Here is a 16,369-nt window from a genome sequence, read left to right as displayed (position 1 = left end):
TTGTTTCCGAAATTCTAATACGGCACCTTCACTCCCTAAGCCTGAAGATCCAAAATCCTATTATAACCATTCCCCTAACAAAATAAAAAAATCCCAATCAACGAAAAAATCGTCAATTGAGATTGGAGACTGTCGACAAACACCTTGAATGATAGTGCCTGTTGCAATTCAACCACTAGCGTTTATGGACAGTTTAGAACTTAATTATTATCGAACTTCAACCCAGCCGTTTTTAATGGCAGTGACTACTGCTTGTGTACGGTCGTTTACGTTCATTTTTTGTAAAATGCTTGATACGTGGTTTTTCACGGTTTTTTCCGAGATGAACAACGTTTCACCGATTGTACGGTTCGATTGGCCATCTGTCAGTAATTGAAGAACCTCACACTCACGTTTTGTCAGTAAGTGGAATGGACGGCGAATTTCTGTTTGGTGGAAGTTGCCTTTGTTTTCATGCTCGCTTAAGCGACGGAACTCCGCTACCAAGTTTTTCGTTACTTTTGGGTGTAGATAAGAACCGCCATTTGCAACGACTTTGATTGCTTCCACGATTTCATCTGCATCCATTTCCTTTAACATGTAGCCTAAGGCACCAGATCTTAATGCATGTGTCACGTACGATTCATCGTCATGAATGGAAAGCATAATCACTTTTGCGTCAGGGAATTCTGCAACCAGCTCAGAAGTTGCTTCTACACCATTTTTTCCTGGCATATTTATGTCCATCAGAACCACATCGGGTAAGTTGTTTTGGTATAAGTTTACTATATCTGCACCATCATCGCCTTCAGCAACAACTTCAAATGTATCTTCAAAATCTAAAATTCGTTTTACCCCTTCACGGAATAATTGGTGATCATCAATAATAATAATTTTCGTCATAAATCCTTTTCCCCCTACAGTGGCTTCTATTTAATTTTCGATTGTTTGTATTTTTTCCGGTAAAGGCACCTTGAATAATATACTTGTCCCATTACCTGGACTGCTTTGGATTTGCATTGTCCCTTTTAGCAAATCGACTCTTTCCTTCATGCCGATAATGCCAAAGGAATGCTCTCTGGCAGTTTTTTTATCGAACCCAGTTCCATTGTCCTTGACTAAAATGCTGACTTGCTCTCTTAGCCATTCTATCTTTACCCAAATATCCGGAGATTTACCATGCTTGATGGCATTATTTACACTTTCCTGAACTAACCGGAAGATCGAAACCTCGTAGTCAGAAGGAAGTCTTTTTTCATCGCTAAACGTTTGGAAGTGAATTTGAACACCTGGATTATATTCCATAATAGTAGACAAATATTTTTTCAATGTCGGAACGATCCCTAAATCATCGAGTGCCATAGGACGCAAGTCGTAAATAATACGGCGTACTTCCGAAAGGGCATTCCGTACTGTCTTTTTCAACTCGGCAATTTCCTTGATGGCTTGCTCCATACCTTTTTCTTTATACGTTCTTTCAATTAAATTGGAACGCATCAGAACATTGGCCATCATTTGGGCTGGTCCATCGTGGATTTCACGCGATAAACGTTTTCTTTCTTTTTCTTGTGCAGCGATAATTTTAATGCCAAAGTCTTGTTTTATCTTAGCATTTTCCAAGGCAAGACTGACATTCTTTAAGTCCGTCGTTAAATAATTTAATACAACATTTACTTGATCGACAATATGTTCTGCCCGTTCAATTGTATCGTATAATGACTTTAAACGACGCTCCAGATCATCGCGCTTTTCACGCAAACGTTTTTCTTCTGAACGTGTAAGAGATAGCCGAATTTGAAGATCATTTGCATTTTCGTAAGCTTCGCGCACCTGTTCCTCAGTGTATTGGTTGAAGTACTTACTCACTTCTACTAGACGTAATTTAGCGAGTTTAGTTCTTTGCTCTAAATCATCACTTTCATCTATAATCAGTTTGATTTTTTGCTTAATGAATTCCAATTCTTCTTTTAACTCTTCAAAGCTGCTACGGCTTTGCTCACTAATTATGAATATATCACTTTTTGAGCTTGTTATGGTCTCAATCATTCGATTAAAAATCACATCAAGCGAGCCAATATCAACTTTCTCGTTTGAAAACATACCTTTACCCCAATCTAATTGGTGTTAATATATAGTATAACAGTAATAATGGGTCTTGAAATGAAAAACCAGTAACTGTAATTGTTATTTAATATTATAACATTTTAGTCATAAAATTTAAGTAAATATCTTACTATAGAATCATTCATTTTTTGTAATTAAAAGGAGACATTATAATGCGAAATGACTACAAAACTGTAAAAGGCTTGGGAGAGAAAGAAATTGTAATTTCTAAATCACGTTTTATCGCTTATGTCAACCGGGCTGAAACCGAAGAAGAGGCCATTGAATTTATCGAAAGCATCAAAAAGCTACATTCCAGTGCGACTCATAATTGTTCTTGCTATATGGTAGGTGAGCATGACCAAATCCAAAAAGCCAATGATGACGGGGAACCTAGTGGAACAGCTGGCGTCCCTATGCTAGAAGTATTAAAAAAACAAGGGTTAAAAGATACCGTCGTTGTAGTGACTCGTTATTTCGGAGGGATCAAGCTAGGTGGCGGCGGTTTAATCCGTGCCTACGGGAAAGCAACAACAGAAGGAATCGATGCAGCACAAGTAGTAGAGCGAAAATTACATCATGTCATGAAGATTTCCATTGATTATACTTGGCTAGGAAAAGTGGAGAACGAGATTCGCAATTCCGATTACACTTTGAATGGCATTCAATACGCAGAAAATGTCGAAGTTATTGTCGATGTATTAAAAGATGATGTGGAAAGGTTCACAAACTGGGTGACCGAGCTGACAAACGGCCAATCAACGGTTACTTGCATAGATAAGAAATTTGCAGAGTTTGTAATTTGATCGGTGAAATTAGGTAGTTTAAGGACTTGATCTTAGAACACTTTATAGCAGAAATCCTTAAGATTGATAGCCACCATATGAATGTTTCGGTGGATTTCATACATATTTTATACTGTGAATCTCTTTAACTGGTTAACTTTTACTAGGTGAACATAAAAATCTATTTTACTGTAATTCGACATCATAGTATAATAGATAGTATTGGGTTTAGTTGTCGACATTGTCTGCCTTACGAAAGTTTTACCACAGATAATCAAAACAATCTTTGACATACTAAAAAGAAATTCAAAAGACAATTTACTACTATAAACGAATGCAATTCCTACATTAGAGGAGAGTTTAGATGAAAAGATCAGAGTTGAAAATAAAAGAGAAAAAGCCGAAAAAGAAGTTTTCTCTAGTTCTTAAAATACTTTTATTATTATCGGCTTCTTTATTATTATGTGTGACGACATATGGCATCTATTTAACAAAAAAAGCCGAAAATGCCGCAGACAAATCCTACGAAGAAGTCGATCGCGAAATGTCGGATAAACGTGAAGCCAAGGTAGAACCTCTGCAAGATAACGTTTCAATCCTTTTCGTCGGTGTCGATGATAGCGAAGAAAGAGGCCAAGGTTCAGACCATTCCCGCTCCGACGCATTAGTACTCGCAACATTAAACAATAAAGCCAAAACGGTGAAGCTCGTAAGCATTCCACGTGATTCTTACGTATACATTCCTTATATTGACGGTGAAGACAAAATTACGCATGCCCATGCATTTGGTGGTACACTTGCCTCCATAGAAACAGTAGAGGAATTATTTGATATCCCTGTAGATTATTATGTACGAATGAACTTCAATGCATTCATCGATGTTGTCGATGCACTGGGTGGAATCGAAGTTGATGTCAATATTCCATACGCTTTCTATGAGTTGGATGAAAATGATAACAAATCCATCTATTTAGAACCAGGTTTACAACAATTAAATGGTAGTGAAGCACTATCATTAGCAAGAACACGTAAACACGATAGCGATATTATGCGTGGCCAGCGCCAGCAGGATATTATTAAAGCCATTGCCCAAAAAGCTTCATCCGTTACATCGATTTCAAAATATGATGATATCCTTGAAGCGATTGGCGATAACATGAAAACCGATATGACATTCGATGAAATGAAATCCTTCTTCAGCTACTTTACAGAAGGTATTCCTCAAATCGATGCATTAACTTTAAACGGATACGATGACACGTCGACTGGTACTTATTATTACCAATTAGACGAAGAATCCTTGGAAGAAACACAACATATCCTACAAAGTCACTTAGAACTAATCCCTGACTCCTCAAGCATCTCAGGAGCAGACACAACAGAAAACGCATCCGATCCAATCGACGAAACAACATCAAGATAACCATGAACCCGTGAAGAAATCATCTTCACGGGTTTTTTCTTGTATTATGTGAGAATTGTTTTTGTGCCCGGCACTCATATTGTTCTGAATTGTTTTGGATTTGTTTGTGTCCCCGGTACCCGTTTAACTTTGATTTTTGTTATTATGTGTGACACACACAGCATACACAATCCAAGAACGCGTATACAACGTGCAAGCAATCACACAATCCACTCATCACTATTAAAAACCAAAAAAGCCACTCCCTCAGTACCGTATGTTAACGATACGTTGGAGTAGCTTTTTGTATTATGAATTAATTTACTTATTAAATATTCTTACGAGGTTAATGAGCGGGCGATAGTTCTTGCCGGCCAGTCCGATGACTTCGACGAATAGTTCGATGGCAACTAAGAGAACAGTTATTAATAGGATCGCTCCCCAAATCTTTGCCATTGAGAAGATAATCGCTGCAATCCCGAATAATGCGGCAATCCCGTATATAATTAATACTGTGTTTCTGTGTGAGAAGCCCATATCAATTAAACGGTGATGTAAGTGTGATTTGTCTGGATCTGACCATTTTTGTCCATTTCGTATACGACGAACAATGGCAAAGAAAGTATCCGAGATAGGCACCCCTAGCATAATGACAGGAATAATGAATGAAACGATGGTGAAACCTTTAAATCCAAGTAGTGACAACACCGCAATCATAAACCCTAAAAATAATGCCCCTGTATCACCCATGAAGATTTTCGCCGGGTGAAAATTATAGAATAAAAAGCCTAATGTACTGCAAGCTAAAATGGCTGCTGTTGCCAAAACGAAGATATTCCCCATTACAAGAGCCATACAAGCCAATGTAATTAGAGCAATTGTTGAAACACCAGCTGCAAGTCCATCCAAACCATCGATTAAATTAATCGCATTGGTAATTCCAATAATCCAAACAATTGTGAATGGAATACTCAGGAATCCAAAATCTAGAGAACCACCAAATGGTAAGTTGATCATCTCAATTTGAATACCACCAACAAAGACAATGATACATCCAGCGATTAACTGGCCAAGCATCTTAGCCTTTGCCGAAATTTCACGCATGTCATCCACTATTCCAGTAATGACAATTACCGTTGCTCCCAACACGATTGCCAACGGAATCATGAAAGGATTTTCTCCTGGTTGGACATCCGGAACTGGTCTTAGTAAAGCTAGTCCAATGATAAATGCGATAAAGATTGCTAAACCACCAAGTCGAGGCATAATCCGCGAGTGTACTTTACGGTAATTTGGCGCATCCACAGCACCAATACGGAATGCTAATCGTTTTACTAATGGAGTAATTAAAATGGCTGCAACTAGAGCCACGATTAAAGACACATAAAGCATGTCTCTCCTCCTCAAAAATAATATATAGGCACCATAAATCTAAATCATTATAGCATGTTGTCTACCGAAAATATAGCTTTTCTCGTTTACAAAAAGGGAACAAATGAAACAAAATTATTAAGGCTCGGTAACAATGAAGAAGAAAACGAACTTTAAGAACTAAATTTTTCACGATCTTCTTATTTCGCTCAGTTTTCCCCCCACCTTAAGTAGTCATACATTTTAAAATTTGATAGAATAACTATGTGTCTAGTCTTTTAGCTAGACGATTCTTAAAGGAGCGTAAAATAATGTTCTCAATTTTTAATCGAAACAAAGAAAAAACGAGTTCTCGAGAATTAAAAAGATACTATAAAATTGTAGATCAAATTAATCAACTTGAAACAACATACTCTCAAATGACAGATGATGAGTTAAAAAACATGACGTTTTCATTTAAAGAAAGGTTACAAAATGGCGAAGAAATCAGCAAGATTGTTCCTGATGCATTTGCAGTTGTCCGTGAAGCAGCAAAACGCGTCCTGAATATGCGCCATTTTGATGTGCAGCTTATTGGTGGACTTGTACTGACTGAAGGCAACATCTCCGAAATGCCGACAGGTGAAGGGAAAACATTGGTTGCTTCTCTCCCCTCTTACGTCCGTGCATTAGAAGGAAAAGGTGTACATGTCATCACGGTGAACGACTATTTAGCTAAACGTGACTTTGAGTTAATTGGACAAATCCATCGCTTCCTTGGTCTTACTGTCGGATTAAACATCCCTATGATGGAACCAAAGCAGAAAAAGGAAGCGTACAATGCAGATATTACATATGGGGTTGGGACCGAATTCGGTTTTGATTACCTGCGTGACAATATGGCACATACAATTGCTGACAAAGTTCAGCGTCCATATCACTTTGCCATCATCGACGAAGTAGACTCCGTGTTAATTGATGAAGCGAAAACACCACTTATTATTGCCGGCAAAATGTCTTCAAGCGAGGATTTACACCATATCGCAGCAAGGCTGGCAAAACGTTTCAAGAAAGATGAAGATTATGACTTTGACGATGAAACAAAAGCCACTTCCCTTACGGACAAGGGGATTGAAAAAGTAGAAGCCGCTTTTGGTGTAGATAATTTATATGATTTAGAGCACCAAACACTCTACCACTATGTAATCCAAGCGGTTAGAGCGCATGTAATGTTTGAGCGTGATGTTGATTACATAATCAAAGACGATAAGATTGAGTTAGTCGATATGTTTACAGGGCGTATATTGGAAGGCCGTTCACTGTCAGATGGCCTGCACCAAGCAATAGAAGCCAAAGAAGGCGTAACGATCACGGAAGAGAATAAAGCACAAGCACAAATTACTGTTCAGAACTACTTCCGTATGTACCCAAAATTAGCTGGTATGACGGGTACAGGTAAAACTCAGGAGCAGGAATTTAGAGAAGTCTATGGAATGAGCGTTATCCAAATTCCAACCAACCGTCCTCGAATTCGCATAGATCAGCCGGATATCGTTTTCGAAAAATCCGAACAAAAATATGAACGTGTTGCACAAGAAGCGATTTCAAGACATGAAAAAGGACAGCCCATCCTTATTGGGACAACATCGATTCTTCAATCGGAAAAAGTGGCAAGCTACCTGGATAAAATGGGCTTATCCTATCAGCTATTGAATGCGAAAACGGTTGAACAAGAAGTTGAGCTTATCTCGCAAGCAGGTCAAAAAGGCCGTATTACGGTAGCAACAAATATGGCTGGCCGTGGAACGGATATTGTTCTTGGTGAAGGTGTAGCAGAACTGGGTGGTCTTTATGTAATCGGGACAGAAAAACATGAAAGCCGCCGTGTCGATAACCAATTACGCGGTCGCTCAGGACGTCAGGGCGACCCGGGTGAAAGCCAATTCATCATCTCATTAGAAGACGATATGTTCCGACGCTATGCAAGTGAAGATGTAGAAAAGTTCCAAAAGAAACTCATTGCTGATGATACTGGCCGAGTGACAAATAAAGAAGTCTTAGAGTTAGTTGATCGTACTCAGCGTATCGTAGAGGGTTCTCACTTCTCTATGCGTGAATACAACTTAAAGCTGGATGATGTGATCAATGACCAACGCCGGGTAATTTACAACCTGCGCGATAATGTTTTAAAACAAGACGATCTTATTGGCCAATTAAAAACGATGTTAAATGAAACAATTGATTTTGCGATTCGTGATAACGCACCAGAAGAAATGAATCCAATCGAATGGGATTTCGACAAAATGGAAGAGACAGTCAATTCCCTATTCTTAACACCTGTTACCATTAACCGAGAAGAAACAAAAGTGAAACGTATACTACAGTCGATTCAGCCGTCAGTAGATGAATTACTGCAAACCATCGAAAGCTTTGAAGAAAATAAAGCGGTAATGCAGATCATCCCTCGTGTGATGCTTGGCTTCATCGACTCAATGTGGGTTCGCCATTTAGAGCAAATGACGCATTTAAAAGAAGGAATTGGGCTACGTCGCTATCAACAAGAAGACCCAATGCGAATTTATCAGAATGAAGGACTGGAACTGTTTGGTAAAAACTATCAAGAGCTTCGCCGTTCAATCGTAGTAGAATTAGTCACATTCATGAAGAAGTTCAGTAATTCAGAGGAGGAATAACAGTGGGTTTATTTTCATTTTTCAAGAAGACGGACAAAATCGGAACAGATAGTGCAATCGATTCTAAGGAATTGGTCCAAAATCCAGACCAGGCAGAAAACTCAAATACTGTAGAAACAAAGCTTTCATTCCACCCAGACTGGAATGTTCCTCCGGAGCAAAAATACATTTTCAATTTCTTGGCGAATGAGTTACAGCCATTGAAAATTAATCAATTGTCTTTAGCAGCCATTAATATTGAGGTAGATCCGCGAACAAAAGCTTGGAATGTCAAAGCTTTTGTGCGTTCTTCCTTAAGTCAAGAAATTCAACTTGGCGAGATTGAGTTACTCCTGCTAGATAAAGAGGATCGCCAAATCGCTTCAAAGAGCTTCAACTTTGCGGAACTTGGCAAAATCCCGGCTAAAAGTGCAAGACCCTGGGTGTTTACTTTTGAGAAAAGCACGCTCACAACAGAGGAAGTGCCTGAAGAGGGTTGGAAAATCGCTTTTAACCTGATTTCCCTAAGAGGCCATCAACTGGATCTGGACGACACATGGAAAAAACAACTTCCGGAAGATCAGCAAGAAGCCTTGAAAAACATTGTGAAAGACCTACCGAAATTAGGCAAAAATGAAGTAAACTTTACAGGCTTACAAGCAAAAGTTCATGACGATAAGAGCCTGGTGACTTCTATTTTTATTCGCAACGGCAACAATAAAGCAATCAACATCGAGCAGCTTCCATTAGAAATCGTTGATGCGAATGGACTACTCGTTGCAAAAGGTTCATTCAGATTAGACCCTGCTCTTTCAGTGCAGCCTAACTCGACTAAACCTTGGACATTCATCTTCCCTGAAGACCTTGTGTCGAAAGAAGAATTCGATTTATCTCGCTGGAGCGCGAGAGTAACGCAACAACAGAAATAAGAATATGGTGACCCAAAAACTTGCTGCAAAGACGAGTTTTTGGGTCATCTTTTTTGTTTAGCTTAGGCTATGAATCGGGTTAACCGCCAAGTTTGAATGTTTATCCGCCAACTTTTGTCGAATATCCGCCTCTTTATCCTATATTTCCGCCAACAGCCCTACTACAAATAAAAAAACGCAAGAATGCACTCCTCCACATTCTTGCGTCCTGTTATAGAATTAACTTCTGTTACTTCACCTGATTAAATCGCTTGAAGGCTACAAACTTTGATTCCCAATAGTCGTAGGAGAGTTTGGAAACTTGTACGCCATTGCTTCCTGCGTGAATAAATTGATCGTCCCCAATGTAGATACCCATATGAGAAATTCCTTCGATGTATGTATTTTTGAAGAAAACGACGTCACCCGGAAGTGGATTTTCGACAATTGTTGTATCCTTCATAAAATAATCATTACTGCTTTTTCTAGTCACGTCTAATCCGGCATTCGAATAGACATACTTTACAAATCCGCTGCAATCAAAACCAGCAGGGCTGTTTCCAGCGAATACATAAGGCGTACCCGTTAATGAGTGGGCAAGGTCAAGCACTTTCGTATAGATGGCTTGTCCAGCAGCTGTGACATTATTTTTAATGGCCTTCTCTTGCGACAGTTTTGCATCAATCTTTTGATCGGGTACCAGGATTTCCTTCGAATCAAATCCGGCTTCTTGTTCCACCACGATAGATGAACTGTTTATTTTAATAGCTTGTCCCACATAAATCAGATCGGAGTTGAATTGATTCCATTTCTTAATATCGGCAACACTCACATTGAACTTAGTGGCGATCTTCGATAAAGAATCACCCTTCATTACCTGATATGTCCCCATATCTGTTGTAGATTCAGCTTTAGAATTGTCGGCCTGTGGGTTTTGATTTGTTGACACTTGTGGAGTAGAAACAGCAATCTTCCCTTCCCCAATTTTAAGTTTCTGCCCAACAAAAATTGCATTACTGTTTAATCCGTTCCATTTCTTGATATTGGCAACGGTCGTGTTTGCTGCTTTGGCAATTTTGGATAAGTTATCTCCTTTTACAACTGTATAAGTAAATGAGGTTGCAGCAGTTGCTTTAGAAGGTGCTGGTGTTTTGCCTGATGTAGCTGGTTTACTTGAGGCAACTGGTTTATTGTCCGATGCAGCCGGTTTACTTGAAGCAGTCGGTTGTTTATCTGCATTGACTGTCAGTAATTGTCCAACATACAGGAAATCATTTTTTAGATTGTTCCATTTCTTCAACTGGGCTACTGTCGTTTTATTGGCAGAGGCAATTTTTGTTAGGGTATCCCCTTTACTAACCGTGTAGCCGGAAGCCTCAGCAACTGGTGCAACCATGGCAGCTGTCGCAATAATCGCGGTACTTAGCAATAGTAATTTATTTTTCTGCAGCATTCCCTTTTCACCCTTTCTAGAAAATTCTCTCTCTATTTCCATCATAACGAGTTTGATGACAATTTTCTATCGGGTTTTACAAAAAAATATAATACTTTTCTATTGTTTACAATGCTCACTGTATTTGGTAAATCACATACTTTAATGAGTTATTTTTTGCACCCTGAATTTCATAATTTTTGATTCTTTTACTAGAAAAACGTCAATATTTCTAAAATAGAAAACTTAATAATAAATTTTCTATTTTATTCGCGATTTGGATATGCTATAATACAACCTTGTGATGTCGAATTATGCGATAAATTTTTTGAAAGTTTTTGCTTTTCAATCAGAAAGGATTTTGTTTTTATGAAGTTCATGAAAGAAAATCTTGCAGTTGGATTTATGCTTTTTGCGTTATTTCTAGGTGCAGGTAATATTATTTTCCCGCCGGAATTGGGACAAAATGCCGGAACAAACTTTATTCCATCTATTATTGGCTTCCTTATAACGGGGGTAGGCCTACCATTAATCGGAATAATCGCTGTAGCGAAAAACGGTGGAGATCTGCAAGTGGTTGCGAATCGAATTAACCCTGTATTCAGCCTAATCTTTACATCTGTCGTTTATTTATCAATCGGACCACTGTTTGCGATTCCTCGTACAGGTGCCGTGACATATGAAATCGGGATTGCTCCTTTTTTATCAGAGTCAGCCGGTACTAGCGGCTTACTCATAACGTCTTTTATTTTCTTTGCGATTGTTCTATATCTATCACTGAACCCATCGAAATTAGTGGACCGAATCGGTAAAGTGTTGACACCGGCTTTATTGATTGTAATTGCCTTACTTGCAATTAAAGCTTTTGTCACACCTATGGGCGAGTTTGGCGAGCCGCATGACGTGTACACTACGCATGCCTTCTCTGAAAGCTTTATCCAGGGTTATCTAACAATGGATGTACTTGCTTCTCTAGTATTCGGGATTGTCATTGTACAATCCTTGCAAGCAAAAGGCATTAAGGACCGTGCAAAACAGGTAAAAACGACGATTTTTGCAGGGATTGTGGCAGCACTTGGTTTAGCTTTTGTTTATATTTCGCTTGAATATATTGGGGCAACAAGCATTGACGCCATTGGATATATCGGAGATGGCGGTACAATTATTGCCCAATCTGCAAATGCACTATATGGCAGCTTCGGAAATATCATTTTATCTGCCGTTATTATCCTGGCTTGTATCACAACTGCGGTTGGATTGGTTTCAGCGAACGCTTCATTCTTCAATAAGCTGTTCCCTAACCTTTCTTATAAAACGTTAGCTATCGTCTTTACATTATTCAGTTTCGTAATTTCAAACTTTGGGTTATCAAAACTGCTTTCAATTACACTGCCAGTGTTGATGTTCATTTACCCAATCGCGATTGTTTTAATGTTCTTGGTACTATTTGATCAGCTTTTCAACCGCCGACCAATCGTATACATCCTTGCCTTAATCGCCACAGCACTTGTGAGTTTATACGATGGCATTAAAACAGCGGGCTTCAGCATTGGCTGGTATGAGGAACTCCTGAAATCACTGCCATTGTATGACCAAAGCATCGGCTGGGTTGTACCGGCAATTGTTGGAATGGTCATCGGATGGATTATCCATCTGTTAACAAAAAAATAAAACCAAAAGTCCTAGAAGATTATCTTAATAACTTCTAGGACTTTTTCATTATGAGTAATCTATCTCTTCAAATAAAAGCAACTATTCTATCAATTTGTGTGTATAATGATAGTATTCTTATGATACGAGGAGTTTTATTTATGAAGCGATTTGCACCCATGTTATTTGCAATTATTTTAACGCTGTCATTGCCATTTCATACATATGCAGCGATTTTGGATGATGTGAAAGCAATTGTTAAAAGTGATTATGTCGGTGATATTAACGGGGATTTAGATAGTGCGAAATCAATCGAGGAAGTCATAGATATGCTGGATCCTTATTCGGACTATTTTTCCAAAGAAGAATATGAGGCTTTTACCAACGCAATCGATATGGAAACAGTCGGAATTGGCATCGTCATTGAAAAACACGAAAAAGGGATCTTAATCGTTGATGTAATCAATAATGGCAGTGCCCATTCTTCTGGTTTTGAACCAGGTGATATCATTACGAAAGTGAATGGACAACCTACCGTAGAAATGAGTGTTGAAGAGGCCCAAACCCTAATAGTAGGAGAAGAAAATTCAATTGTCGAATTCGAATTATTAAAAACCAATGGCCAAAAGGTTAATGAAATAATAAAACGCCGCTCCTTCTCGCTGCTAAATGTAAATGCAAAACTACTATACGGAAATGTAGGCTATATCTCGATTAATTCGTTTTCTGAAAACGCTGCTGAAGAAGTTGCTAGAACCTATTCGAGCCTGCTGGAGCAAGGAGCTACCTCTTTCATAGTTGACTTACAAAACAACGGGGGCGGCTATGTGGTCACTGCAGAGAAATTGATAGGAATGTTCCCTGGCGCGACTTATGCCTATAAGATACAGCTTGCAACTAAATCCGGCTTAGTGCGAGCGAACCAACAAGGGGTTGAATTCCCAACGAAAACGCGACTTTTAGTAAATCGATATAGTGCGAGTGCATCAGAAATGACAGCTGCAGCACTGCTCGATCAACACTCTGCCATTCTTTACGGTGAGTCGACTTATGGCAAAGGAACGATGCAGACTTTTTATGAACTAGCTGACGAAAGTATTTTAAAACTCACGGTCGGCGAATTTTTCGGACCAAGTGGAACAGTTGTAAAAGATGTAGGTGTTGCGCCTAACATCATTACGGCAACCAATCCGTTATATCAGGCACACTATGATAGTATTGTCGAAAATCTACAAAACTACAAAGAGCTTAAAAGTTTGTTAGGTGTCCCAACTACCAAAACCTTTCAAGTCAATTTCAATAAGGAAATCAGTGATATATTCGCCCATTCTTCCGTCAAGCTAGTTCAACTGGGAGGTTCAGAAGTGGATGTTTCCTTAAAAGTTTCCGGAAAACAACTAACGGTCACACCAACAGCGCCTCTTGGAAAAGGGAAAGAATATATTCTTATTGTTGAACCAACCATAAAAGATCTGAATGGAAGACAAATGAACAAAGGGATTTACTTGAAAGTCACAGTCCAATAAACTAAAAAAACACAACTCGGTTACATGTCGGGTTGTGTTTTACTATGTAGGGCCTGCAAGGGCTTAAAAAATCCCCTCCAAAGCAGGCTGACTCTTCAGTGGGGATCTATATGGCTAATTAGCTAACTACTACTGATTCTGCCTCTTCTACAAAATAAATAGAGAATAGGTCCTCAGCAAGTTCTTTTGCCGATTTTCTATTTGTTAGTAATAGTGTATCAGTTATACGCTCAATGGAGCCCATCAAACTTTGGGAAACAATATGTATATCATTTCGCTGTAAGTTGTGATAATTCTCAACTTGCCCGTCTAGAATTTGTTCGAACTTCTCTACCAGCTTTTCTTTCACGGTATACGAAGCTTCGGATTGATATAGCCCGATTTTTGTAAGCAACGGATTTGAAGCAAAATATTGCAGTAAATTTTCGATTACTTTTTGAAACTGCATGCCCTGTTGCTGAAGCTGTTCTTCGAGGATATGAAATAGATCTTGTTGAAATTGTTCATTTAAATCATGAAACAATGAATCTTTACTTTCAAAGTATAAGTAAAAAGTAGGCTGTGTAACCTTTGCCGCTTTCACAATATCACTAATCTTAGTTTGATAATAGCCGTTAGTCGAGAATAATTCGATTGCTTTTTCACGTAGTAACTGTTTGCTTTTTTCACCGTTTGAATTAACTTTCCTTCCACGTGCCATAATACTGTTCCACCTTATCCTTGTTATTACTAACTTTTATTTTTTACTATTCCTATATTGTAAATATTATAATATAAATTTCAAATATAATAAAGACTTTAGTCACACAAATATTCCTGTCAATTATTCCTGTAGTAACTCTTTTAAGTATAATATCATACTTCATATAGGCCAATTTACCTTTGAAATGAAAAGAGGTAGTATGAAGACGGTGATTGGTAAATTCTGTTTAGCATTCTTATTGGACAATTTGGTTGAGGGAAGGAAAATATTGCTTCTGTTTGATGCTGATTTCTTTTGAATCGTCGTAATCGATCCCGCTTTGCTACCGTCTGAGAGAGTTTCCCTTTTGGCTTGTCGTAATAACTCTCGCTTTTACTACCTCTCCATGATGCTAACCTTCTGGATCGCTGTAACTACTCTCATTTCGCTACAGTTCCATCCATTTTTTCGTTAAAATCGTCGTATTCGAATTGCACGCCCACACCTAAACTAAGTTTCCCCAAAATAAAAAGCACCTTAAAAAGGTGCTTTTTTCTTCACGATAGCTTCGGGAATCCTTATTTCTTCGAGAAAAGCTGTACCCAGTAGATTTGCCCGTCATCGCTTTCCACACAGGCAACCCCTGTATTTGTATAATTTTTATTCAACATAGTGTTTTTATGAGAGGTGGATTTTAGCCAAGCTCGAATTGCTGCTTCTGGTGAAGTAGCGTTCCTTGCAAGATTCTCCCCGATGCTTGTAAAGGAATAATCGAAGAGACCCGCCATATCCCAAGCATATCCGTAGAACGGTGAATAATGTTCGAAATACTTCCGTTTTAGCATATCATTTCCTTTAACAATCGCAAGCTGCGCTAATTTGCTATCATTCTGCAAGGGAGATAATCCTTGTTTTTCACGCTCCAGGTTTACTAACTTCACCACTTTCGATGACCAGTCTGGATGATAATCAATTGTATTAATATAATCCTTCTGCAAAAAATCATAGATCTTTTCATTGGAAGCTAGTTCATTGTTAAACGTCATGGAACGGTCAAGAAATGCTGCCATTTGGGCGCGTGTAACTTTTTGATTTGGGGAAAAGGTGTCTTTTGAAGTTCCCTTTATAATCTCAATATCCGCTAGCGACTCAATATAATTCTTCGCCCAATGCGAGGAAGTCACATCCCGGAAGGATGTATGATTTTTTTGATCGATTGCAATATCAAATGCTAGACTAATAATTTTACATAGTTGTGCACGAGTTAAATAGTCATTGGGATGAAAGAATTCTGCATTCTCTATTATTCCTAAACTCGTTAAAGTAAATAAAGCATGTTTATAGGTTGCGTTATTGGGTATATCTTTAAATAAGAATCCAGTTTCCGTTGTTTTCTCAAGCTTTAGGGCATTAAAGATAAACTGGACGGCATCAGCTCTTGTAACTAGTTCATTAGGATTAAACTTTCCATAGCTTTTTACAGGCATGATATTCAAGTCTTTCATTGTTGAGATTGATTCGTAAGCCCAATGATTGGGAGAAACGTCACTATAAAGATATTCGCGGACTGAGCTTGCTTCTACCGTATGACCAATCATAAAGATTAAGGTAAAGGATAAAATAACCTTTTTAAATAGATGATTCATTATTGTAAGACCCCTTACTGGTTTTAGATAATAAAAAAGGTAACGGTTTTCTACTATCATATAACATAATTTAACACAAAAACCACTTTGTAATAAATTATATACAATATTAGGAAAACATTCTATGAATCTCTTAATTATATCTATTTAACGGTGGTATATCTAATGAGAGAACCTCATAACATAAGAAAAGAGAGGTGCCAAAAGAACAGCCTCTCCCAAAGTCATCAATTA

General features: G+C 38.3%; 12 protein-coding genes. 6 read left to right on the top strand and 6 right to left on the bottom strand.

The window, feature by feature from the left end; all coding sequences use genetic code 11:
- Positions 1-207 precede the first annotated feature (207 nt).
- Entirely contained in the window at positions 208-882 is a 675-nt protein-coding gene (locus tag QYB95_RS01425) for a response regulator transcription factor (RefSeq protein WP_301136292.1), read from the bottom strand.
- A gap of 30 nt (positions 883-912) precedes the next feature.
- Positions 913-2,079, bottom strand: a complete 1,167-nt coding sequence (locus QYB95_RS01420) for a sensor histidine kinase (RefSeq protein ID WP_301136291.1) — start codon at positions 2,077-2,079, stop codon at positions 913-915.
- 176 nt (positions 2,080-2,255) lie between these two features.
- On the opposite strand from QYB95_RS01420, the gene QYB95_RS01415 reads away from it, so the two are divergent.
- Both QYB95_RS01415 and QYB95_RS01410 read left to right on the top strand, forming a co-directional pair.
- Complete coding sequence (locus QYB95_RS01415) at positions 2,256-2,888, top strand: YigZ family protein (RefSeq protein WP_301136290.1); 633 nt, start codon at positions 2,256-2,258, stop codon at positions 2,886-2,888.
- A 343-nt stretch (positions 2,889-3,231) separates the two neighbouring features.
- Entirely contained in the window at positions 3,232-4,290 is a 1,059-nt protein-coding gene (locus tag QYB95_RS01410; RefSeq protein WP_301136289.1) for an LCP family protein, read from the top strand.
- Between the two features lie 300 nt (positions 4,291-4,590).
- Here QYB95_RS01410 and QYB95_RS01405 read toward each other — a convergent pair whose 3' ends face one another.
- Positions 4,591-5,661 (bottom strand): glycosyltransferase family 4 protein, encoded by a 1,071-nt coding sequence (locus QYB95_RS01405; RefSeq protein ID WP_301136288.1) that lies wholly within the window; start codon positions 5,659-5,661, stop codon positions 4,591-4,593.
- Between the two features lie 290 nt (positions 5,662-5,951).
- Between QYB95_RS01405 and secA2 the strand changes: the two genes are divergently transcribed.
- Together secA2 and QYB95_RS01395 are read left to right on the top strand one after the other, a co-directional pair.
- Complete coding sequence (gene secA2, locus QYB95_RS01400) at positions 5,952-8,312, top strand: accessory Sec system translocase SecA2 (RefSeq protein WP_301136287.1); 2,361 nt, start codon at positions 5,952-5,954, stop codon at positions 8,310-8,312.
- Between the two features lie 2 nt (positions 8,313-8,314).
- Positions 8,315-9,220: an accessory Sec system S-layer assembly protein gene (locus tag QYB95_RS01395; RefSeq protein ID WP_301136286.1), complete on the top strand. Its 906-nt coding sequence runs from the start codon at positions 8,315-8,317 to the stop codon at positions 9,218-9,220.
- A gap of 229 nt (positions 9,221-9,449) precedes the next feature.
- On the opposite strand, the gene QYB95_RS01390 is transcribed toward QYB95_RS01395, so the two are convergent.
- Positions 9,450-10,652 (bottom strand): C40 family peptidase, encoded by a 1,203-nt coding sequence (locus QYB95_RS01390; protein WP_301136285.1) that lies wholly within the window; start codon positions 10,650-10,652, stop codon positions 9,450-9,452.
- Between the two features lie 348 nt (positions 10,653-11,000).
- Between QYB95_RS01390 and brnQ the strand changes: the two genes are divergently transcribed.
- Complete coding sequence (brnQ, locus tag QYB95_RS01385) at positions 11,001-12,302, top strand: branched-chain amino acid transport system II carrier protein (protein ID WP_301136284.1); 1,302 nt, start codon at positions 11,001-11,003, stop codon at positions 12,300-12,302.
- A 140-nt stretch (positions 12,303-12,442) separates the two neighbouring features.
- A complete protein-coding gene (locus QYB95_RS01380; RefSeq protein ID WP_301136283.1) occupies positions 12,443-13,807 on the top strand; it encodes a S41 family peptidase in 1,365 nt (454 codons plus the stop codon).
- A gap of 118 nt (positions 13,808-13,925) precedes the next feature.
- Here QYB95_RS01380 and QYB95_RS01375 read toward each other — a convergent pair whose 3' ends face one another.
- Together QYB95_RS01375 and QYB95_RS01370 are read right to left on the bottom strand one after the other, a co-directional pair.
- On the bottom strand, positions 13,926-14,507 hold the full coding sequence (locus tag QYB95_RS01375; protein WP_301136282.1) for a TetR/AcrR family transcriptional regulator: 582 nt from the start codon (positions 14,505-14,507) through the stop codon (positions 13,926-13,928).
- Between the two features lie 560 nt (positions 14,508-15,067).
- A complete protein-coding gene (locus tag QYB95_RS01370) occupies positions 15,068-16,135 on the bottom strand; it encodes a CAP and S-layer homology domain-containing protein (RefSeq protein WP_301136281.1) in 1,068 nt (355 codons plus the stop codon).
- Positions 16,136-16,369 lie beyond the last annotated feature (234 nt).

Source organism: Ureibacillus aquaedulcis (genome assembly GCF_030418165.1).
GTDB lineage: Bacteria > Bacillota > Bacilli > Bacillales_A > Planococcaceae > Ureibacillus > Ureibacillus aquaedulcis.
The sequence above is the reverse complement of the archived record's forward strand: the minus strand, read 5'-3'. Positions and strand labels throughout refer to the sequence as shown.